Source organism: Streptomyces sp. NPDC057438 (genome assembly GCF_042802995.1).
Taxonomy (GTDB): domain Bacteria; phylum Actinomycetota; class Actinomycetes; order Streptomycetales; family Streptomycetaceae; genus Streptomyces.
Genome location: NZ_JBHVDD010000004.1, coordinates 147,099 through 168,043, shown reverse-complemented (window position 1 = coordinate 168,043; position 20,945 = coordinate 147,099). Strand labels below are relative to the sequence as shown.

The window sequence follows — 20,945 nt, the reverse complement described above, 5'->3', positions numbered from 1 at the left end:
GTACTGGCGGTACCTGGCAACAGGATCCGTACGGCGGCACCCTGGAGACATGACGACCACGTCCGCACCGGAGACACTCGCACGCCCCCGGGCCGGGGAGCCCGAACGCCCGCCCGCCGCACCCGAGTCGGTGATCCGGCGGCACGAACTCGCCGCCTTCCTGCGCCACCGGCGTGAGCACATCGCCCCCGAGCAGGTCGGCCTGCCCCGGGGCCGCCGCCGACGTACGCCGGGACTGCGCCGCGAGGAGGTCGCACAGCTCTCCGCGGTGGGCGTCACCTGGTACACCTGGCTGGAGCAGGCCCGCGACATCCATGTCTCCGGCCAGGTCCTCGACGCCCTGGCCCGCGCCCTGCTCCTGGACCCCGGCGAGCGCGCCCACCTCTTCAACCTGGCCGGGGCCGCCGACCCGGCGCCGGGGGCGCGGTGCCACACGATCACCGACGCGCAGTACGCCCTGCTGGAACAGCTGGAGCCCATCCCGGCGTCCATCCAGAACAGCCGCTACGACATCCTGGCCCACAACCGCACCTTCGGACTGCTTTTCTGCGACCTCTCCGAGGTGCCGCCCGAGGACATGAACTGCATGATCCTCGCCTACACCCACCCCCAATGGCGTGCCTCCATGGTCCAGTTGGAGGAGACCACCCGCTTCCTCGCGGGCAAGCTGCGCGCCGCGATGGCCGACCATCTCGCCGACCCGGCCTGGAAGACCCTGCTCAAGCGGCTGCGCACCGAGTCCGCCGAGTTCCGCTCGGCCTGGGAGCGGCACGAGGTCGTCGAGACCTTCAACAAGCGCAAGCAGTACCGCAACGCCCACGTCGGCCTCCTCGACGTCGACCACACCGACCTCTGGCTCGGCCCCCGCCCCGGCCCGCGCATGGTGACGTACGTACCGGCCGACGAGGAGACCCGAGGGCGCCTGGAGAAGCTGCACGCGATGGCCCTGGAGAGGGAGCGGGGGAGGGAGCAGGGGGAGAGGGCGGGGGAGGGCCGGGGACCGCTAGGGGACGGTGCGGCCCGGCGGGGCTTCTCGCGCAGTTCCCCGCGCCCCTGAAACTCTGGGGCGCCCCGCGCTTTCAAGGGGCGCGGGGAACTGCGCGAGCAACCACGACGCACCCGCAGTCGCCCTACGAGCGGAGCGAACCCGCCGCGTCCCGTACCTCCGGCGACTCCAGCCGCTTCGCCGTACGCGCAGCGGTCTCCCGCGCCCACGCGCCCGTGGTGACCGCGCCCAGCACCAGGACGGCGAAGCCGCACGCCGCGACGATCCACCAGGCGGGGCGGGCGGCCGACACGAACGCGTCGGCGTACGAGGACGCGCCGATGCCCGCCGCCAGGACCGCACCGATCACCGCGACCCCCAGGGTCTGGCCGATCTGGCGGCTGGTGGAGGCGACCGCCGCGGCGACCCCGGCCTGGGCGCGCGGCATCCCGGACACGGCCGTGTTGGTGATGGGCGCGTTGACGAAGCCGAAGCCGAGGCCGAACAGGACGTAGCCGATGACGAGGGTGACGTTCCCGGTCTCGGCCTCGAACGCGGCGAAGAGGCACCCGCTCGCGGTCATCGCGATCCCGGCGATCAGCAGCGGCAGCCGCGGCCCCCGGCTGCCGACCAGCCGGCCGGCGACGGGCGCGCAGACGAAGCACAGGATCGCCATCGGAAGCATCCACAGGCCGGCGTGCAGGGCGTCCAGGCCGCGCACGTTCTGCAGGTACAGCGTCGACAGGAACAGGAAGCCGCCGAGCCCGGCGAACGCGCTGACCGCTATCACCGTCGCCCCGCTGAACGGGGCCGAGCGGAAGAAGCGCAGGTCGATGAGGGGTTCCGCGCGGCGGGGCTCGTAGCGCAGGAGGCCGAGCAGCGCCGCGAGGGCGACCGCGCCGAGCCCGAGGGTCTCGGCGAGCGGCGCGGTCGGCGCCTCGATGATCGCGTAGGTGAGGGAACCGAGCAGCGCGATGACGAGGAGCTGCCCGACGGGGTCGGGGCGGCGGGCCTTGGGGGCGCGCGACTCGGGGACGAACCGCCAGGTCAGCAGGAGCGCGGCCAGTCCGACCGGCAGGTTGATCCAGAAGATCGAGCGCCAGCCGACCGACTCCACCAGCAGCCCGCCGATGATCGGTCCCGCGGCCATGGAGATGCCCACGACCGCGCCCCAGGCGCCGATCGCACGGGCCCGCTCACGGGGGTCCGTGAACGTGTTGGTGATGATCGACATGGCCACCGGGTTGAGCATCGAACCGCCGACGGCCTGCACCATGCGGAAGCCGACCAGCGACTCCAGGTTCGGCGCGAGGGAGCACAGCAGCGAGCCGACCGCGAAGACGACCAGGCCCGCCATGAAGACCCGCCTGCGGCCGATCCGGTCGGCGGTGGAGCCCGCCAGCATCAGCAGGGCCGCCAGGACCAGGGTGTAGGCGTCGATCGTCCACTGCAGGCCCGCGAGGCTCGCGTCCAGGTCACGCTGCATCGAGGGCAGGGCGACGTTCAGGACGGTGTTGTCCAGACTCACGATCAGCAGGCTGGTGCAGCAGATCGCGAGCACGAGCCGACGGTGGCGGCGGCTGAGCTCGGGCATGCGGCCCATCGTACGCCCGAGTCTGTAGTGCGCCTAACTAATGAATCGCGGGCACGGGCCCCCGTGCGTGACAATGGGGGAATGTCCACGCCCGTGTCCCTCGCGCCGGCCCCCCTGCGGATCGGCCCGCACACCGTCACCCCGCCCGTCGTCCTGGCCCCCATGGCCGGCATCACGAACGCGCCCTTCCGCACCCTGTGCCGCGAGTTCAGCGGCGGCAAGGGCCTGTTCGTCAGCGAGATGATCACCACGCGGGCCCTGGTCGAGCGCAACGAGAAGACCATGCAGCTGATCCGGTTCGACGCGACCGAGACGCCGCGCTCGATCCAGCTGTACGGCGTGGACCCGGCGACCGTCGGCAAGGCCGTCCGCATGATCGCGGAGGAGGGCCTCGCCGACCACATCGACCTCAACTTCGGCTGCCCGGTCCCCAAGGTGACCCGCAAGGGGGGCGGCTCGGCCCTCCCGTACAAGCGGAACCTGCTGCGCGCGATCCTCCGCGAGGCGGTGAGCGGGGCGGGCGACCTGCCGGTCACCATGAAGATGCGCAAGGGCATCGACGACGACCACATCACCTACCTCGACGCCGGCCGGATCGCCGTGGAGGAGGGCGTCACCGCCATCGCCCTGCACGGCCGTACGGCCGCCCAGCACTACGGCGGCACGGCCGACTGGGACGCCATCGCCCGCCTCAAGGAGCACGTCCCCGAGATCCCCGTCCTCGGCAACGGCGACATCTGGTCGGCCGAGGACGCGCTGCGGATGGTCCGTGAGACGGGCTGCGACGGAGTGGTCGTGGGGCGCGGCTGCCTGGGGCGGCCGTGGCTGTTCGCGGACCTGGTGGCCGCGTTCGAGGGACGTACGGCGGATCTCGCGCGGCCCGCGCTCCGGGAGGTCGCCGACGTCATGGTCCGGCACGCCACCCTGCTCGGTGAGTGGAGCGGCGACGAGGCGAAGGGGGTCGTGGACTTCCGCAAGCACGTGGCCTGGTACCTCAAGGGCTTCGCGGTCGGCTCCGAGATGCGCAAACGCCTCGCGGTCACCTCCTCCCTCGCCGAACTCCGCGCCGGGCTGGACGAGTTGGACCTCGACCAGCCCTGGCCCACCGGAGCCGACGGCCCGCGCGGCCGCACCTCGGGCAACAACCGCGTGGTCCTCCCGGACGGCTGGCTCAAGGACCCGTACGACTGTGCGGGCGTGGACGAGGAAGCCGAACTGGACACATCCGGGGGATAGCCGCCCCGCAAGGGGCGCGGGGAACGGCGCGAGCAACCACGACGCACCCGAGGTCGTCACATCACGCGCCCTGCCGAGCCCCGTAAGGGGCGCGGGGAACGGCGCGAGCCCCCCCCACGCACCCGCAGACGCCGATGCACGCTCACCCCCGAGCTGTCAGGCGCCCCACCAGGGGGCGCGGGGAACGGCGCGGGCAACCCCAACCCCAACCCCCACGCACCCGCAGACGCCCAAGCACACTCACCCCCACCCCCTCAGGCGCCCCCGCCCCACCCAGCGGAGCGATCACGCTCCGCCGACCGCCGTCAGCAGCGCCAGTGGCGCCGCCGCCGAGCGGGACTCCCGGACACACGCGTGCGGATACGGCACCGGCTCCGGATGCGTGTCCCGCCCGTACCCGGCCAGTACCTCCGGCAACCGGTGCCCCGCCGCCGTCGCCGCGTCCACCATGCCGGAGGCCACCGCCCGTGCCTCGTCGTGCAGCCCGTACCGCGCCAGCCCCAGCGTGATCAGCGCGTTGTCGTGCGGCCACACCGACCCCCGGTGGTACGACAGCGGGTGGTACGCGGGCTGCCCGGAGGCCAGCGTCCGCACCCCCCACCCGGAGAAGAAGTCCGGCTCCAGGAGCCGCCGGCCCACCAGCTTCCCGTACTCCTTGTCCAGCAGCCCCGACCACAGCAGATGCCCCGCGTCCGACGCGAGCGCGTCGACCTGCCGACCCTCGCCGTCCAGCGCCAACGCCGGAAAACCGTGCCCGGGCATCCAGAAGTCCCGCTGGAAACGGTCACGCAGATCGCCCGCGGCCTGTTCGAGCAGCGCCGCGTACACCTCGTCCTCCCAGACCGTGCGCGCCAGGACGGCGGTGCGGCGCAGCGCGTCGTAGGCGTAACCCTGGGCGCCCGCCGCCATCACCGGCCCGGCGGCGGGCCGGCCGCCGTCGGCGGAGCAGATGGCGCCGGGGGAGTCCTTCCAGTTCTGGTTGGCTAGGCCGCCCTGGTCGGCGCGGTAGACCAGATACCCGCGCGACGTGAGCCCGCCGTGGTCGAGCATCCAGCCGACGGCGGCCCGCGCCTGGGCCTCGATGCGGCGGGCCAGGGTGACGTCCCCGGTCTGCTCCACGTACGCGCCGAGCAGCACGAGGAACAGCGGGGTCGCGTCCACGGAGCCGTAGTAACGCCCGTACGGCACCTGCCCGAAGTGCGCCAGCTCACCGTGCCGCACCTCGTGCACGATCTTGCCGGGCTGGGCCACCGAGCCGACACCGACCTCCGTCGCCTGGGCCGCGGCGAGCGCGAGCAGGGTGGCGGCGGCCGGCTCCGGACGGTAGGGGAGCGCGAAGAGGGAGGTCAGCAGGGCGTCCCGGCCGAGGAGGGTGAGGAACCAGGGCGCTCCGGCGGCGGGCACCCGCAGGTTCTCCCCGTCCGGCCCGGTCGCCGGCACCTGGAGCGCGGCCAGATCCGCGAGACCGCGCGCACACGCGGCGGCCAGCTCCGGCCAGCCGGTGGGGAAGGCCACGCCCTCCATGAACTCGCCCTCCACCGCGAGCAGCCGGTCCCGTACCGCGTCCGGCGAGCGCGGCACCCGCACGGCCCGCCGGTCGCCGTGCGGCCGCGCCATCACCCGGCAGGTCAGCTCCGCCGAGCCGTGCGGCGCGATGTCGAGGGACCAGACCAGGCGCCGCGCCCCCGTCCCGGTCTCCTCCACACCGTCCGGCGCCGGCTCGGCCGTCACCGTCGTGCACGACCGCCACTCGCCCCGCCGGTAGGTGAACTCCACACCGTCGTCGAGGACGTCACGCTTCCTGACGACACCGCTCTTGGCGTAGGTACGGAAGTCGGAGCGCAGCTCGAACTGGTCGGTGAAGTCGGCGTCCGCCGTGATCGCGATCCGGACGGTCGTCGCCACCGGACGGTTGCTCGTGATCCGCAGGGTCTCCACGAACGCGCTGTCGGAGACGGCCTGTTCACGGAAGAGGGTGTACGCGGGCGGCTCCCGGCGCCCGCCCCGGGGCACGAGCACACAGCGTGCCGTGTCTCCGTCGGCGACCGGTGTCAGCGTCTCGGGGACCGCGCCGTCGACGGTCAGCTGCCACCGGCTCAGATGCCGGGCGTCCCGCACGAACAACCCGTCCGGCGCGCTGCCGCCCCGCACTCCGCTGATGTCGCCGCCGTCGCCCACGGCGGCGAACGTCCCGCCGCGCACGAGCAGGTGCTGCCGGTCCGTCATCCCCGGTCCCCTCCCTGGTCACCCATGCCGAACACGACCTCGTCGTCGTGATGCCGTTCGCCGTACGATCCGTGGTGCCACCCGTGGTCACGATCATGATCACGGTCATGGTCATGGTCATGGTCGACGCCGCTGTCGTGGCCGTCGTCGTCGCTGTGGCCGGGGTCGTGGTCCAGGTCGCCCCGGTGGAGCAGGTCGAGGGTGAGCGCGGCGGTCCAGCCGAAGCCGAGCGCCCCGCACGCCTCGCCGGTGTACGGGTCCACGTACTCGGCGAACCCGGAGGCACCCGCGGTCTCCAGCATCGCCGCCCGCAGCGCGTCGGCCCGGCCCGGCTCCCCGTGCCGTCTGAGCCCTCGCTCCAGCATCCAGTTGGTGTTGAACCAGGCGGGCCCGCGCCAGTACCGGTGGGGGTCGAAGGCGTCCCCGGTCAGGTCGTACGACGGCACGAGCCGGGTGCTCACGCCGAGTCCGAAGCGCGGACCGTGGACCGTGCGCACGAGCGCGGACGCGTGGTCGCGCGGGAGGCCGGGGAGCAGCAGGGGCAGGAGACCGGAGACGCCGCGCTCCGGTAGGAGGGCGTCCGTGGTGACGTCCCGGCAGAGGAACATCTCCTCGGCGGGGTCCCACAGCCGCTCCACCAGCGCCGCCGTCAGGCGTTCGGCGCGCGCGTGCCGGGCGGTCCCGGGAGCGCCCAGCTCCCGGGCGATGCGGGCGAGGGCGTGCTCGGAGGCGATGAGGAGGGCGTTGAAGGCCGGGTCCTCGACGGCGAACTCGCCCTGTCCGTCGGCATACCCGCCGTCCCGGTAGTCCGCCGCCAGCCGCACGTACCGCCCGTAGTCCAGATCCGTCGGCCGGTCCTCGGCCGCGCCGTGGTCGAGGTCGGCGCGACGGAAGGAGCGGGCCGGGGCGGGGGTGATCCGGGCGAGGGGCGCGTCCCAGGCCGGGCTGTTGTCCATGCCCTGCTCCCAGGGGTGGACGACCGACACCAGGCCGCCGCCGCCCAGGTCGCGGCGGTGCAGCAGATAGCGGTGCCAGGCCGCCAGCCGCGGGTACGTCCGGGCCAGGAAGCCGCGCGCCCGGGAGAGCCCGGGGTCCGCGCGGTGCACCAGCCACGCCGCCAGCGCGTGCACCGGCGGCTGCACGATCCCCGACGTCTGCGGGGTGCGCGGGGCGCCCGCGGCGCGTCCCGCGGTCGAGGAGCGCCAGAAGTCCGGGCTCGGGAAGTACGCGTCGAGCGGCACGGCGGAGTTGAACACGATGTGCGGGATCCGTCCGTCGTCCCACTGCGCCCCGAGGAGCGTCTCCAACTCGGTCTGCGCCCGCAGCGGCGACAGATGACGCAGCCCGATCGCGATGAACGCCGAGTCCCACGACCACTGGTGGGGGTACAGCGTGCGCGAGGGCACCGTGGACCTCCCGGTCCAGTTGTCGTCCAGCACCCGCGCCGCGGCACGGCGCAGCGAACCGGTCGAGAGGGCCGGGACGGCCGGGGAAGCCGGGGCGGCCGGGGAAGCCGGGGCGGCCGGGGAAGCCGGGGCGGCCGGGGAAGCCGGGGCGGCGGTCGGGGTGGCCGGGTCGGGCACCGGCGTCGGCGCTGCCGGATCGTATACATCGCCGCCGACGTGCGCGTCCGTCCCGGACCGACGGGCGGTGAGCTGGGTAGTGCGATCCACGCAGGGCTCCCTGAGGACAAGGTGCCGACCGGTTCGGCAGTAGCTACCGTAGAGTTACGTCTACTTAACACGCAAAACCCAATATGTAATGCAGAGTTGGTGAACGCAAGAGGGTGCGCGGGAGTGAATGCCGGCGAAGCCGCGACAATGGCGGCATGAGCGGAAGGGGCGTGAGGGTGGGCAGTCATGCCGGTGCCGGAGATCTGCTGGAGCTGGTCCGCAGCGGCCGGGCGACCACCCGCGGCGCGCTCCAGCAGGCCACCGGCCTGTCCCGGGCGACCGTGGGCCAGCGTCTGGACCGTCTCTTCCGCGCGGGCTGGCTCCGCGAGGGCGCCGGCGGACCCGTCGGTTCCCCGCTCGGCGGACGCCCGTCCATCACCCTGGAGTTCGACGACGCGCACGCCCTCGTCCTCGCCGCCGACCTCGACACCCGCCACGCCCGCGCCGCCCTCCTCTCGCTCACCGGCGAGATCCAGGCCGAACACACCGGCACCCTGGTCATCGAGGACGGCCCCGACGTCGTACTGGACGAACTGGGGCGCTGGTTCGCCGAGTTGCTGGCGAAGGAGGGGCGCCCGGCGCACGCGGTCTGCGGCATCGGCCTCGCCGTGCCCGGTCCCGTCGACACCGACACCGGCCGGGTCGTCCAGCCGCCGATCATGCCCGGCTGGGACGGCTACGACATACGAGCCCGCCTGGCCCGTGCCTTCGCCGACCACGCGTCCGGCCCGGCCGGCGTCCCGGTCCTCGTCGACAACGACGCCAACCTCATGGCGTACGGCGAACAGCGCACCGGATACGCCGACTGCTCGGCCTTCGCGCTGGTCAAGGTCTCCACGGGTATCGGTGCCGGCGTGGTGGTCGGGGGCTCGATATACCGGGGCGTCGACGGCGGCGCCGGCGACATCGGCCACATCCGGGTCCCGCAGGGCGCGGACGCGCTGTGCAAGTGCGGTTCGTACGGCTGTCTCGCGGCGGTCGCGAGCGGCGGCGCCGTGGCGCGACGGCTGGCGGAGACGGGGGTGCCCGCGGCCTCCGGCTCGGACGTACGCGATCTGCTGACCGCCGGGCACCCGGGCGCGACGGCACTCGCGCGGGAGGCGGGCCGGGTCGTCGGGGACGTCCTGGCGACGGTCGTGACCCTGCTGAACCCGGGCGTCCTGATGATCGCCGGGGACCTGGCCGGAACCCCCTTCCTCACGGGCGTACGCGAACTGCTCTACCAGCGGGCCCTGCCCCGCTCCACGGCCCACCTGGACGTGGTGACCTCCAGGTTGGGGGAGCGGGCGGGGCTGATCGGGGCGGGTGCCCAGGTCGTCGAGCACCTGTACGCGCCGGAGCGTGCGGAGGAGCGGCTGGCGGCGCTGGGGGTGTGAGACGGGCCGCCGCTCATCCGTGCGCGCCGGAGTGCGCCCTGGTCCGGGCCGGGTGCGTCTGTCCGGCACAGCGGACTGCGGCCCCGTGCGGCCTGCCGGCGGCCGGGGCGGGGCAGGGGCAGGGGCAGGGCCGACCTGGTCGAGGCCCGGCGCCCGCGACCCGTATGACGGGCGTGTTTCCGTCCCGAGTGCCGGTCCGCATGGTGAAATCCGGGCTCTCCGAAGAGCGTGATTCTCGCCACCCCTGATAGGGGTTGCGCTCAGATGAGCGAATCGCGCGCGGTTCCGCGACTTCAAAGGGTGGCACTCGGTGCCACCCTTTGATCGTTCATCGAGCGAACTCAGGCGTGCCGAATGCCGCTCATCTGAGCGCCGAAGCGGCCTTGTGTGCCGGGGCGCGTTCAAGAGGTGAACACATTCCCGCGCTGTTCCTTGCCAAGCCTTGACTTTCGATCTCCTGGCGGACGGGTGGTTACAGGCGCATGACGCGCAAGTGGACGTACCCAGGTGCCTTCGATCTGGGTATGTTCCTGGCCGTCAGGGCAGCCACCGCGTCCTCAAGGAGTTGGGACCTGTGTCGGAAAACAAAGATCCCCACGTAGGCCACGTAGCTCAGAGTGTTGAGGGCGTGAAGTTTGTTTATGACTTCACCGAAGGCAACAAGGACCTCAAGGACCTCCTCGGCGGCAAGGGCGCGAACCTCGCCGAGATGACCAACCTCGGTCTCCCCGTTCCTCCCGGCTTCACCATCACCACCGAGGCATGCAAGGTCTACCTCGACAGCGGCGACGAGCCCGCGGCGCTCCGTGACGAGGTCACCGCCCACCTTGCGGCCCTCGAAGAGAAGATGGGCAAGAAGCTCGGCCAGGCCGACGACCCGCTCCTCGTCTCGGTCCGCTCCGGCGCGAAGTTCTCGATGCCCGGAATGATGGACACGGTCCTCAACATCGGACTCTCCGACAAGTCGGTCCAGGGCCTCGCCCAGCAGGCCGGCGACGACCGCTTCGCCTGGGACTCCTACCGCCGTCTCATCCAGATGTTCGGCAAGACGGTGCTCGGCGTCGACGGCGACCTCTTCGAGGAGGCGCTGGAGGCGGCCAAGGCCGCCAAGAAGGTCACGGTCGACACGGAGCTGGAGGCGGCCGACCTCAAGAAGCTCGTCACCAAGTTCAAGAAGATCGTCAAGACCGAGGCCGGCCGGGACTTCCCACAGGACCCGCGCGAGCAGATGGACCTCGCCATCCACGCCGTCTTCGACTCCTGGAACACCGACCGCGCCAAGCTCTACCGCCGCCAGGAGCGCATCCCCGGCGACCTCGGCACGGCGGTCAACGTCTGCTCGATGGTCTTCGGCAACCTGGGCCCCGACTCCGGCACGGGCGTCGCCTTCACCCGCGACCCCGCCTCCGGCCATCAGGGCGTCTACGGCGACTACCTGCAGAACGCGCAGGGCGAGGACGTGGTCGCGGGCATCCGCAACACCGTCCCGCTGGCGGAGCTGGAGGCCATCGACAAGAAGTCGTACGACCAGCTGATGCAGATCATGGAGACCCTGGAGAACCACTACAAGGATCTCTGCGACATCGAGTTCACCATCGAGCGCGGCCAGCTGTGGATGCTCCAGACGCGGGTCGGCAAGCGGACCGCCGGTGCGGCCTTCCGTATCGCCACGCAGCTGGTGGACCAGGGCCTGATCGACGAGGCGGAGGCCCTCCAGCGGGTCACCGGCGCCCAGCTCGCCCAGCTGATGTTCCCCCGCTTCGACGAGGACGCGAAGGTCGCCCAGGTCGGCCGCGGCATCGCCGCCTCCCCGGGCGCGGCGGTCGGCAAGGCGGTCTTCGACTCGTACACGGCCGTGAAGTGGTCGCGGTCGGGCGAGAAGGTCATCCTGGTCCGCCGTGAGACCAACCCCGACGACCTCGACGGCATGATCGCGGCCGAGGGCATCCTCACCTCGCGCGGCGGCAAGACCTCCCACGCGGCCGTGGTCGCGCGCGGCATGGGCAAGACCTGTGTCTGCGGCGCGGAGGAGCTTGAGGTCGACACCAAGCGCCGCCGGATGACGGTCCCCGGCGGCCATGTGGTGGAGGAGGGTGACCTCATCTCCATCGACGGCTCGTCCGGCAAGGTCTACCTGGGCGAGGTCCCGGTCGTCCCCTCCCCGGTCGTGGAGTACTTCGAGGGCCGGATGCACGCAGGCGCCAACGACGCCGACGAACTGGTCGAGGCGGTCCACCGGATCATGGCCTTCGCGGACCGCAAGCGCCGCCTGCGGGTCCGGGCCAACGCCGACAACGCCGAGGACGCGCTGCGCGCCCGCCGCTTCGGCGCCCAGGGCATCGGCCTGTGCCGTACGGAGCACATGTTCCTCGGCGACCGCCGTGAGCTGGTCGAACGCCTGATCCTGGCCGACACGGAGGCGGAGCGCGAGGATTCCCTCAAGGCCCTGCTGCCGCTGCAGAAGCAGGACTTCGTGGAGCTGTTCTCCGCGATGGACGGCCTCCCGGTGACGGTCCGTCTCCTCGACCCGCCGCTGCACGAGTTCCTCCCGGACATCACGGAACTGTCGGTCCGCGTGGCCCTCGCGGAGTCCCGCCAGGAGCCCCACGAGAACGAACTCCGTCTCCTCCAGGCCGTCCACCGCCTGCACGAGCAGAACCCGATGCTGGGTCTGCGCGGTGTGCGTCTCGGGCTGGTGATCCCCGGCCTGTTCACGATGCAGGTACGGGCGATCGCGGAGGCGGCGGCCGAGCGGAAGAACGCGAAGGGCGACCCGCGCGCCGAGATCATGATCCCGCTCGTCGGCACGGTCCAGGAGCTGGAGATCGTCCGCGAGGAGGCGGACGCGGTGATCGCTGAGGTCGAGGCGGCGACGGGGGTGTCGTTGAAGCTGTCGATCGGCACGATGATCGAACTGCCGCGTGCCGCGCTCACGGCCGGTCAGATCGCGGAGGCGGCGGAGTTCTTCTCCTTCGGCACGAACGACCTGACGCAGACGGTGTGGGGCTTCAGCCGCGACGATGTCGAGGCCTCCTTCTTCACGGCGTACCTGGAGAAGGGCATCTTCGGCGTCAGCCCGTTCGAGACGATCGACAAGGACGGTGTGGGCTCGCTGGTCAAGCTGGCGGCTGAGGCGGGCCGTGCCACCCGCCCCGACCTCAAGCTCGGCGTCTGCGGCGAGCACGGCGGTGACCCGGAGTCCGTCCACTTCTTCCACGAGGTGGGCCTCGACTACGTCTCCTGCTCCCCGTTCCGCATCCCGGTGGCCCGCCTGGAGGCCGGCCGCGCGGCCTCCCAGTCCACGGGCAGCGACCACCGCTGAGCCGACCGGCCAAGGCCACGGACCCCGGAACCGCCGCTTGTCCCCGACCGACCCTCACCGATGGGCGGCGGTTCCGGATCACGAAGAGAGGGCGGCACCCCGTGCGGGGGGTGCCGCCCTTTTTGTTGCGCGGGGGCGTGCTTCAAGATCACCTGAATTGGTGGTGATTGGGCAGATTGATCGTTTCTGTGTGAAGTTGGAGCGTTACAGTCCGTGATTCATGGTGGTCGTTGGGCTGCCGTTGGACACGGAGGTGCGCATGAAGAGGGCGATGGTCGGGGTCGTGGCTGCGGGGCTGCTTCTCACGGGGGCGGGGGTGGCGCTTGCGGCGCAGCAGCAGGGGAGTATTCCGCTGCTGGATACGCGGGGCGTGGAGTTTGCCGAGGGGCACTACAAGTTCAATCCGCCAGGCACCAATCACGGTGCTTTCGAGTGGTCCGGGCTACTGAGGGACATCGACACCGGCGACGGACACAACGTGTACGTGCAGGTCAGGGTCGAGGGGCATGGCTGGGCGCGTTACTACGGGAAGCAGCAGAGGGAGGTCAGGATGCATCACTTCAACTGGAGCGGTGCTCAGCAGTACACGAACGACGCGAAGATCCGAGCCTGCCGTGACCGTGGTTCTTTGCGCCCGGACAACTGCTCGCCGACCCTGAGCCTCCACTACGACCGCGACTGAGACTTTCCGTATCCACAGCCCAGGCGGTCCCGCCTGGCTCGTGCACTCTCTTAGGGGAACGAGATCGATACATCAGAAGTCCTTTCTGCCCAGGGGGTCGACCTGCTCTACGGGGAGACCCACGCTGTTAGGCGCGCGGAGATCTCCCTGCGCCGGGGAGAGGTCGCGGCGATCACCGGGCAGAGTGGTTCTGGGAAGTCCTCCCTGCTGTACTGCCTGGCAGGGGTGCTGCCGGTGGCTCGTGGTGAAGTTCGCTTCGAGGGACGGCGTCTCGCGGAACTCGACGACGAGGAGCTCAGTCAGCTGCGCAGAGAGCGGTTCGGGTTTGTCTTCCAGTATGGCGAACTCCTTCCGGAGTTGACGGTGGAGGAGAACACCGCCCTCCCGTTGCGGCTTGCTGGACAACGCAAGAAGGAGGCGCTCGCCGCGGCTGGAGAGGTGCTCGGGCGACTGGGCCTCGCGGACCTGCGGGAGCGGCGGCCCTCCCAGGTGTCCGGGGGGCAGAGTCAACGTGTCGCGGTGGCACGGGCGTTGGTGCACCGGCCGGCGGTTGTATTCGCCGACGAGCCGACCGGATCGCTCGACAGCTCCAATGCATCGGCCGTGTTGGAGGAGTTCCTTGCCCTAGCCCGGTCACAAGGGACGGCTGTGGTGCTGGTGACGCACGACTCCGAGGTCGCCTCCCGCGCGGACAGCCGCTTCACGATGTGCGACGGCGTCCTCTCGGCTGAGGTGCGGGAGGTGTCGTGAAGGAACTCCTCCTGGGGTTTCGGCTGCTCCTGGGAGCCGGACGCGGGAGCCGGGTGCGCTTCCTGCTCATGGTCGCGGGAAGCGCGATCGGAGTGTGCTGTTTGGCCGTTGTCCTCGCCATTCCCGGGATCCTGGAAGCGCAGGACGGGCGCAAGGCAGCGCGTGTCCCGGACTGCAAGCGGGAAGCCAACGGGGTGAAGTGTGTCGCGACCGAAGGTGACCCCTTCGAACTCACCCGAACGGACCCCTATGGTTCAGAACCCCTCACGCGGGTCTTCGTGGCCCGGGGGGCCAGGCGTATCGTGCCTCCGCCGGGCCTGAGGGAACTCCCTGCCCCAGGCGAGTTGTTCGTATCCCCGCGGTTGCGCGAGGTGCTCCACCGAGAACCCGCGCTGGCCCAGCTTCTACCAGGTGACGACAACGGGACCATCAGCGCCCAGGGGCTGGCCCACCCCGACGAACTGTATGCGTACGTGGGCGTCGGCCGGGAGGAACTCGAAGACGGCGGCGAGCGTGTGACGACTTTCGGCAGGAGCTACGCCGACTATCCCACCCTGGAACCCTCGACGCTCGACATCGTGCGGTTCACGCTCGCCGGTGTCGTGCTACTGCCTCTGGTGGTGTTCCTGTCCGTGTGCGCCAGGCTCTCGGCGGCAGCGCGCGCCAGACGGCTGGCTGCTCTGAGACTGCTGGGCCTGAGCAGGAAAGGCACCCAGCGGGTCAACGCCGCCGAGACCGTCGCGGCCGCGTCGTTCGGTGCAGCGCTGGGGCTGGTCGCCTACTCGATCACGAACCAACTCGTCTCGCGCATCGGAGTGCCCGGCTTCAAGTGGTACCCCGGCGATGGGACGCTGTCTCTGTCCACGGTCTTGATCTGCGGCGTCGGCTGCCCCGCACTCGCCTGGTACGTGGGCCGGGCCAGTGCGCGGAAGGCGGCGGCGAATCCACTGGCCGTTCGACGAAGTGCTGTGGAGAGGGCGCCTGGAAAGTGGGGGCTGCTTCCACTGGTGCCGGGTATGGGCATCGTGATCGCGTACTGCGTGGCTGGGATGACGGACAACGCCCCCCGGGACACGGCACTCTCGTCGATCCTCATGCCCCTCGCTGTCGTTCTGGTCGGCATCGGGCTCGTGATGCTGCTGCCGGTCTTCTCCCGGGCCCTTTCGCAGTGGATGGCCCGCGCCACCCACTCTGTCTCCCTCGGCCTGGCCATGCGGCGCAATGAGGTAGAACCCGGGGGCGCGCTACGAGTCGCCACCGGGCTTGTCGTCCTGGTCTTCGCGGCTTCACTGGTGCAGGGAGTGTTGATCGAACTCGACCAGGTCAGCAAGAACACCTTGCCCATCCAGGAGTACAACATCCCGCTCGAAGGAGTCACCGAGGAGAAGCAACGGGCCTTGCAGGACGTGAAGGGTGTTCGCGCGCACGCCACGGTCTTGGAGTCCCGCTCAAATGCGGACGTCGACCATGTGGTGCCGAGCATCAGAGCTGTCGTGGCCACCTGCGCCCAACTTCGCGGCATCCTGTCGAGGGTCGACAGGTGCGTGGACGACCGCCCTGTACGCCTCTGGGATCCGCAGCAGGTCTACGAAGAGGACAGCAAGCCGGGTGCGCGCTTCCTCTTCGACATGCGAAAGGGAAACAACCGGCAGGCTATGAGCGTGGAGGTGCCACGGGAGACGGTGAGGTTCAGGGGCTATCCGGGCTGGCCGATTTTCGGCAGCGGAGACGTGCTCGTGCCGCCCTCCTCCGTGCCGGAGGGCTACCGCCCGGACCGAGCCACCCTCAACCTCTTCAGCAGCTCCGCCCCCGAAACCGTCCGCGCCGTTCTCGACGGCATCGGTGGTGTCGACCCCACCACCGAGGTCGGGACGCCCGGCGTGGTCGTCACCTCTCTCCAGCAGATCACCGTGGTCAAGAGTCTCCTGGGCATCGGCATGGTCCTGGGGCTGATCATCGGCGTCGCCGCCTACCTGGTCGCCGCCACCGACCGTGCCGTGGAGCGGAAGCCGCAGGTCACCGCGCTGTCCCTGCTCGGTGCCCGGCCCCGCACGCTGCGGGCCGTGCAGGTCGCCCAGGTGGTCGTGCCCTTGGCCGTGGGCCTCGCCCTGGCCGTGGTGCTGGGCAAGCTCGCCGAGTCCAGCTATCTGGTGACCGGGGGCGGTGCCGTCTACTGGGACGGCGCCGGGGTTCCCCTGCTGCTGGCCTGCGCGCTCGGGGCGGTGGCGGTGGCCGCCGCCGGGGCGTTGCCCCTCGTCGGGCGCCGGATCGACCCGGAGTTGATCCGGCGGGACTGAGCGGCGCGGCAGCGACGCGCCATGGGGGCGGCACCCCGCACGGGCGTCGCCCCCTTTCGCGTCGCCGGGCAAACTCCGTGGCCGGCGCACCGGATCCCTGGATACCGTCGGTGGCCCCGGCCGGCCGAACCCGCGGTCGCCGTGTGGCTGGAGAGCGGACCGAGCCCGTGAACGCGCAGCGAGAGACGACGACCCTGTGGCGGCCCACCGGTCCCGTGGAGCTGGAGTTGGTGCGGGAGTCGGGGTGGCGGGCCTGGCCTCCCCGGCTGCCCGAGCAGCCGATCTTCTACCCGGTGCTCAACGAGGCGTACGCGGTGCGGATCGCGCGGGACTGGAACGTGAAGCACGACGGGGCGGGCTTCGTCACACGGTTCGAGGTCGAGGCGGAGTTCCTGCGCCGGTACCCGGTACGGCAGGCCGGCGGCGAGACCATCCTCGAGCTGTGGGTCCCGGCGGAGGACCTGGAGGAGTTCAACGCGCACCTCGTGGGCGGGATCGAGGTCGTGCACGAGTTCCGGTGAGCCGGCCCGCGGGCGGCGGGGAACCGCCCGCCGCCCGCGTCGCTCGGCGCCTCGTCGCCCGTGTCAGCTCCGCACGGTCGTCGCCGTGCGGGACGGCCTGGGGATGGACACCGGGCGGCCCGTGCCGCGCTCGCCCGCGATCTCCCGAAGGACCCGGGCCAGCTCGTCGTGCAGGGCGTCGCTGATCTCATGTGCTTGGGGGGTGTCGACGTGCAGCATGTTGACGTGGAGGCCCGTGGCGGTGCGGTGGAACCAGTGGCTGATGCCGTTGCCGCGGGCGGCCCAGACGTGCAACATCGGCTTCCAGAGCGGGTGTTGCCGACCTCCAGGGGTGCGGCGGAAGTCGATGTAGGAGAAGAAGTTCACCGGGAACGGCCAGTGGTGCAGGGTGAACGACTCGGGTGCCAGTAGCTCCCACGCCCGTACGAAGGGGATGCCGGCGTGCCGCTGCAGCTCCCCGTAGGCCGTGCGGGCCCGCGCGATCGTGGCCGCGTGGTCGGCTCCGCCCTCGGCGACCCGGAACTCGATCGGCATCGTGTTCACGAACCATCCGATGGAGTGCTGCCACGGGTTCGGGGCGCCTCCCGCTGTCCCGCCGCCCTCGTCCGCCCGCTCGCTGATGGGCAGCAGGCCCCGGTAGACCCCCGGCCCCCCGAACCGGTGCTGAGCCGTGGCCGCGGCGGCCAGTACGGCCGTGAAGACGCTGCCCCCCGACGCGCGGGCGCCCGCCGCGAGCGCGTCGGTGTGCGGCGCGTCCAGGAGAGGGAGGGCCCGGTTCACGAGGGGGTAGAGGCGGTCTTCCGGCACGCCCAGGTCGAAGGGGAACCGGGGGAAGAAGCCGCCGTTCCCGCGGATGAAGTCCTTCCAGTACGTCAGACGTTCGTCGTCGGCGCCGAGGGAGGCATAGCGGCGGCGCTGGTCGTCGCCGAAGATCAGGTAGCTTCCCGCCGGGGGGAGCTGAGGGGGCCGCTCGGCGACGAGGTCGGCGTACGCGGTCTGGAGTTCGTTCACGACGACCGGCATGGACAGGCCGTCGCACACGATGTGGTCGAAGCAGAGGTAGACCGTCGCGCTCGCCTCGCGGACCACCGCGCCCATGAGGAACAGCGGCCAGGACAGGGTGTCGATGCTCTTGAACGTCTTGTCGAGGTGGGTGTGCAGCTCGTCCCCGGTGGGAAAGTCACCGACCCGCTCCGTCTCCAGGACGATGGATTCGGGTGCCAGCGCCGTGCAGTTCAGGTCACCGGCCAGGCGCCGGAACTCGCTGCGGAGCACCTCGTGCCGCCGTACGAGGAGCAGGAGCGCCGATTCGAGGGCCCCGAAATCCAGGGGGCCCGCGATCTCGAAGGTCACCGTGATCGAGCTGGCGATCCCTTCGCTCGTGCTTCGCGTCGCCTCGGACGACAAGTGGTGCTTGTCCTGGTTGAACGATGCCGATTTCAGCGGGGCCGGGGAGGACGCGGGGGAGGGGCATGACGCCGATTCGGGAGAGGAATCCTTTCCGTCCCGGGGGGAGTTCTTCGTCCGCAGGGACCAGGCGATGACGGTCCCGGGTGCGATGGTGGCGTCGGAGAAAGGAATCTGCAGCACTCGGCGACTTTCTGTTCGTGACGTACCGGAGCAAGAACTACGGGTTCAGGGATTATGGGTTCTTTGATTGTGCGGAGGGGAGGGGGAGTTGGGGGAAAATCGGGTCGGGAGGCAGGGGTGCGGAGCGAATTGCGTATCAAGTGAGGTGGACCGAGAGGGAATGCACCGCTGTGTCGACACCGTTCTCGGCGCGGACGAGAGGGGCGATCTCGCCCGCCCGGTGCCGCAGGTGCCGGTCCGTCACCGCCGTGTTGATCGCCTCCGCGAGTCCGTGGGCCGTGAGGGTGCGGGCGGTGAGGGGGGCGGGGGCCACACCGAGCGCCCGCATACGGGCCGACCAGTGGGTCTGGTCGCCCATATGGGGGCACAGGACCTGAGGGCGGCCCGCGGCGAGGGCCGCGCCGGCGGTGCCGGCACCGCCGTGGTGGACGATCGCGGCCGTACGGGGGAAGAGCCAGTCGTGCGGGGCCTGTTCGATCGTCAGGATGTCGGGGGGCGAGGAGCCGCGGTCACCCGCGGCCGTCTGGATGCCGCCCCACCCGGTCGCGACCACCGCCCGTACGCCGGTGAGCCGGATCGCCTCGGTGACCAGCGCGTTGTTGCGGTGGGCGTGGGTGCCGGCCATGCTGCCGAAGCCGACGTAGACCGGGGGCGGGCCCTCGTCGAGGAAGCGGGTCAGCTCTCCGGGGGGCGTCCAGTCGGGGCGGGCGGGCAGGTACCAGAAGCCCGTGGTGTGCACGGCGTCGCCCCATGCCGGGTCGACCGGTGTGACGTGCCGGCTGAACGGCTGCAGGACCGGACGCCTCCTGCCCTCGGGATTCCGTAGCCACCGCCGGGCGCCGTGACGGCGCGGGGGCAGGCCCAGTTCGGTCGTCCGCCAGCGCTCCACCTCGTGGGACCGTTGCGCCGCCGTGACCAGGGCGTAGGTGCTCCGGTTGAGCTGCCGCGGCACGCGGGGGAGCGGCACCAGCCGGCAGGGGAACGCGCTGGAGGGGATCCAGCCGGGCTGCAGGGCCACGACGACCGCGGGTACGTCCAGCATGTCGGCCACGTATTGGGCGGGGAACGCCGCCGAGTGCACCACCGCGGCCAGGTCGCCGTGGTCGTGGGCGATGGCCGCCACATCGCGCAGCGGGGCGATCAGCAGGCGTTTGAGGCGGGCCACGGTCCGGGCGGCCGCGATGCTGCCGCGTACCCCCGTCAGGCCGTTGTCGATGACCCCGCGGGTCGCCGACTCGTCGAGGATCCTGGTCGGGCCGTCGTCGATCGCGGCGAATTCCACCCCGTACGCGGCGGCGTCGGACGCGTAGGCGAAAGGGGCCGCCAATAAAGGGTGATGGCCGTGGCGACGCAACGCCACGGCCAATGCGAGAAAGGGTTGTACGTCCCCGCGAGTACCGCATGCCGCCAGGAGAACCTTGCGCGGGCGAGCACCGGACCCGAGGCTTTCCGACCCCGATTCTTTGGGCATGACCACGCGCTGAACCTAGCAGAAGTGAATTCGAACAAGTCCTGCGTGACAATGAGTTCGACGATTTATGGGATGGTCATTCATCGGGCTTGAACGACGGGTTCGGCGGTCAGGTGCGGAACGGGCCCGTCACCTCGTACGTGATGCCGCCCGACGAACTGCCGCTCGTGCCGCGCTGGCTGGAGAAGTAGAGGCGGCTGCCGTCGGGGGAGAAGGCGGGGCCGGTGATCTCGGACGCGGACTGGCCTTCGAGGCGGAGGAAGGGGGCGACGATGTCGTCCGGGGTGATGAGGCAGATCTCCATGGTGCCCCCGTCCTCGGCGACGTAGAGGTCACCGGAGGAGGTGCCGGTGATGTTGTCGACTCCGGTGAGGGGAGCCGTGCCGGAGGTGACGAGGGAGTCGTCGTACGCCGGCTCGTAGGTTCCGGCGGCGAGGTCGAGCTGCCAGACACGGTTGTCGCCCTTGGTGGTGAACCAGACCGTGTCGTCGGCGTAGTAGCACCCCTCGCCCCCGTTGAAGGACTTCGAGCCCGAGACCTGGGTGCGGGTGCTGGTGGGGGAGCCGTCGGGGTCGGGGACGTTCGCCCAGGTGTAGGAGCCGGAGGCGGCGCTGCCGGCGACCATGACCTGGAGGGTGCCCGCGGACAGGTCGCCCCAGGTCGTGGGGACGAAGCGGTAGAAGCGGCCGTTCGTCTCGTCCTCGGTCAGGTAGACCACCCGGCGGACCGGGTCGGCCGCCGCCGCCTCGTGCTTGAAGCGGCCCATCGCGTCCCGGCGGACCGCGGCGGCGACCCCCCACGGGTCGGTCTCGTAGACGTAGCCGCGGTCCACCTCCTCGCAGGACAGCCAGGTGTTCCACGGGGTCGTGCCGCCCGCGCAGTTCTGACGGGTGCCGGACAGGACGCGGTACGCCGACGTGACCTGGCCCGTCGGGGAGAACCGCACCGCGCTCGCGCCACCGGAGGGGTTGATCTCCGAGTTGGACACGTAGATCCAGCCGGTGCCGTCCGCGTAACAGGCGCCGCCGTCGGGGGCGTTGTGCCAGGTGTAGGAGGTGCCGGGGACCGTCTGCCCGGAGCGGGCGATCACCCGGCTGGTGAAGCCGCTCGGGAGCCTGACGCCGTTCGCGTCGGCCGAACCGAGCGCCCCGTACGGGCCGGCGCCGGGCTGGGCGGGCGCCGCGGCGGGGGCGGCGCGCCCGGGGCGGACCCGCGTGGCGCG

Annotated in this window: 14 protein-coding genes; 8 read left to right on the top strand and 6 right to left on the bottom strand. The window is 71.2% G+C overall.

The annotated features are described in order from the left end of the window. Window positions 1–49: 49 nt before the first annotated feature. Window positions 50–1,057 (top strand): helix-turn-helix domain-containing protein, encoded by a 1,008-nt coding sequence (locus tag ACFU5F_RS04880; protein ID WP_383881971.1) that lies wholly within the window; start codon window positions 50–52, stop codon window positions 1,055–1,057. Window positions 1,058–1,130: 73 nt separating this feature from the next. On the opposite strand, the gene ACFU5F_RS04875 is transcribed toward ACFU5F_RS04880, so the two are convergent. Next, the gene (locus tag ACFU5F_RS04875; protein ID WP_383881968.1) at window positions 1,131–2,579 is read right to left on the bottom strand and encodes an MFS transporter; all 1,449 of its coding nucleotides are present in this window, start codon (window positions 2,577–2,579) and stop codon (window positions 1,131–1,133) included. Between the two features lie 81 nt (window positions 2,580–2,660). On the opposite strand from ACFU5F_RS04875, the gene dusB reads away from it, so the two are divergent. Then, on the top strand, window positions 2,661–3,815 hold the full coding sequence (dusB, locus tag ACFU5F_RS04870; RefSeq protein ID WP_383881965.1) for a tRNA dihydrouridine synthase DusB: 1,155 nt from the start codon (window positions 2,661–2,663) through the stop codon (window positions 3,813–3,815). A 285-nt stretch (window positions 3,816–4,100) separates the two neighbouring features. Here dusB and ACFU5F_RS04865 read toward each other — a convergent pair whose 3' ends face one another. Next, the gene (locus ACFU5F_RS04865; protein ID WP_383881962.1) at window positions 4,101–6,041 is read right to left on the bottom strand and encodes a glycogen debranching N-terminal domain-containing protein; all 1,941 of its coding nucleotides are present in this window, start codon (window positions 6,039–6,041) and stop codon (window positions 4,101–4,103) included. Continuing rightward, window positions 6,038–7,714 (bottom strand): hypothetical protein, encoded by a 1,677-nt coding sequence (locus ACFU5F_RS04860; protein WP_383881960.1) that lies wholly within the window; start codon window positions 7,712–7,714, stop codon window positions 6,038–6,040. The genes ACFU5F_RS04865 and ACFU5F_RS04860 overlap by 4 nt, the downstream gene beginning before the upstream one ends. A 155-nt stretch (window positions 7,715–7,869) precedes the next feature. On the opposite strand from ACFU5F_RS04860, the gene ACFU5F_RS04855 reads away from it, so the two are divergent. The 6 genes from ACFU5F_RS04855 to ACFU5F_RS04830 all read left to right on the top strand — a co-directional run bounded on the left by ACFU5F_RS04855 (window position 7,870) and on the right by ACFU5F_RS04830 (window position 16,662). After that, window positions 7,870–9,090, top strand: a complete 1,221-nt coding sequence (locus tag ACFU5F_RS04855; RefSeq protein WP_383881958.1) for an ROK family protein — start codon at window positions 7,870–7,872, stop codon at window positions 9,088–9,090. A 574-nt stretch (window positions 9,091–9,664) separates the two neighbouring features. Next, a complete protein-coding gene (gene ppdK / locus ACFU5F_RS04850; protein WP_383881955.1) occupies window positions 9,665–12,412 on the top strand; it encodes a pyruvate, phosphate dikinase in 2,748 nt (915 codons plus the stop codon). Window positions 12,413–12,632: 220 nt separating this feature from the next. Further along, complete coding sequence (locus ACFU5F_RS04845) at window positions 12,633–13,094, top strand: hypothetical protein (protein WP_383881952.1); 462 nt, start codon at window positions 12,633–12,635, stop codon at window positions 13,092–13,094. Window positions 13,095–13,196: 102 nt separating this feature from the next. Then, the gene (locus tag ACFU5F_RS04840) at window positions 13,197–13,844 is read left to right on the top strand and encodes an ABC transporter ATP-binding protein (protein WP_383882072.1); all 648 of its coding nucleotides are present in this window, start codon (window positions 13,197–13,199) and stop codon (window positions 13,842–13,844) included. Beyond that, on the top strand, window positions 13,841–16,141 hold the full coding sequence (locus tag ACFU5F_RS04835; RefSeq protein WP_383881950.1) for an ABC transporter permease: 2,301 nt from the start codon (window positions 13,841–13,843) through the stop codon (window positions 16,139–16,141). The genes ACFU5F_RS04840 and ACFU5F_RS04835 overlap by 4 nt, the downstream gene beginning before the upstream one ends. A gap of 167 nt (window positions 16,142–16,308) precedes the next feature. Further along, window positions 16,309–16,662 carry a hypothetical protein gene (locus tag ACFU5F_RS04830; RefSeq protein ID WP_383881947.1) on the top strand — a complete coding sequence of 118 codons (354 nt, stop codon included), beginning with the start codon at window positions 16,309–16,311 and terminating at the stop codon, window positions 16,660–16,662. 63 nt (window positions 16,663–16,725) lie between these two features. Here ACFU5F_RS04830 and ACFU5F_RS04825 read toward each other — a convergent pair whose 3' ends face one another. The 3 genes from ACFU5F_RS04825 to ACFU5F_RS04815 all read right to left on the bottom strand — a co-directional run. Next, the gene (locus ACFU5F_RS04825) at window positions 16,726–18,252 is read right to left on the bottom strand and encodes a condensation domain-containing protein (RefSeq protein WP_383881944.1); all 1,527 of its coding nucleotides are present in this window, start codon (window positions 18,250–18,252) and stop codon (window positions 16,726–16,728) included. Between the two features lie 136 nt (window positions 18,253–18,388). Further along, complete coding sequence (locus tag ACFU5F_RS04820) at window positions 18,389–19,723, bottom strand: glycosyltransferase (protein WP_383882070.1); 1,335 nt, start codon at window positions 19,721–19,723, stop codon at window positions 18,389–18,391. A 109-nt stretch (window positions 19,724–19,832) separates the two neighbouring features. Beyond that, window positions 19,833–20,945, bottom strand: a 1,113-nt coding sequence (locus ACFU5F_RS04815) for an alkaline phosphatase PhoX (RefSeq protein ID WP_383881941.1), incomplete at its 5' end; no start/stop codon positions are given.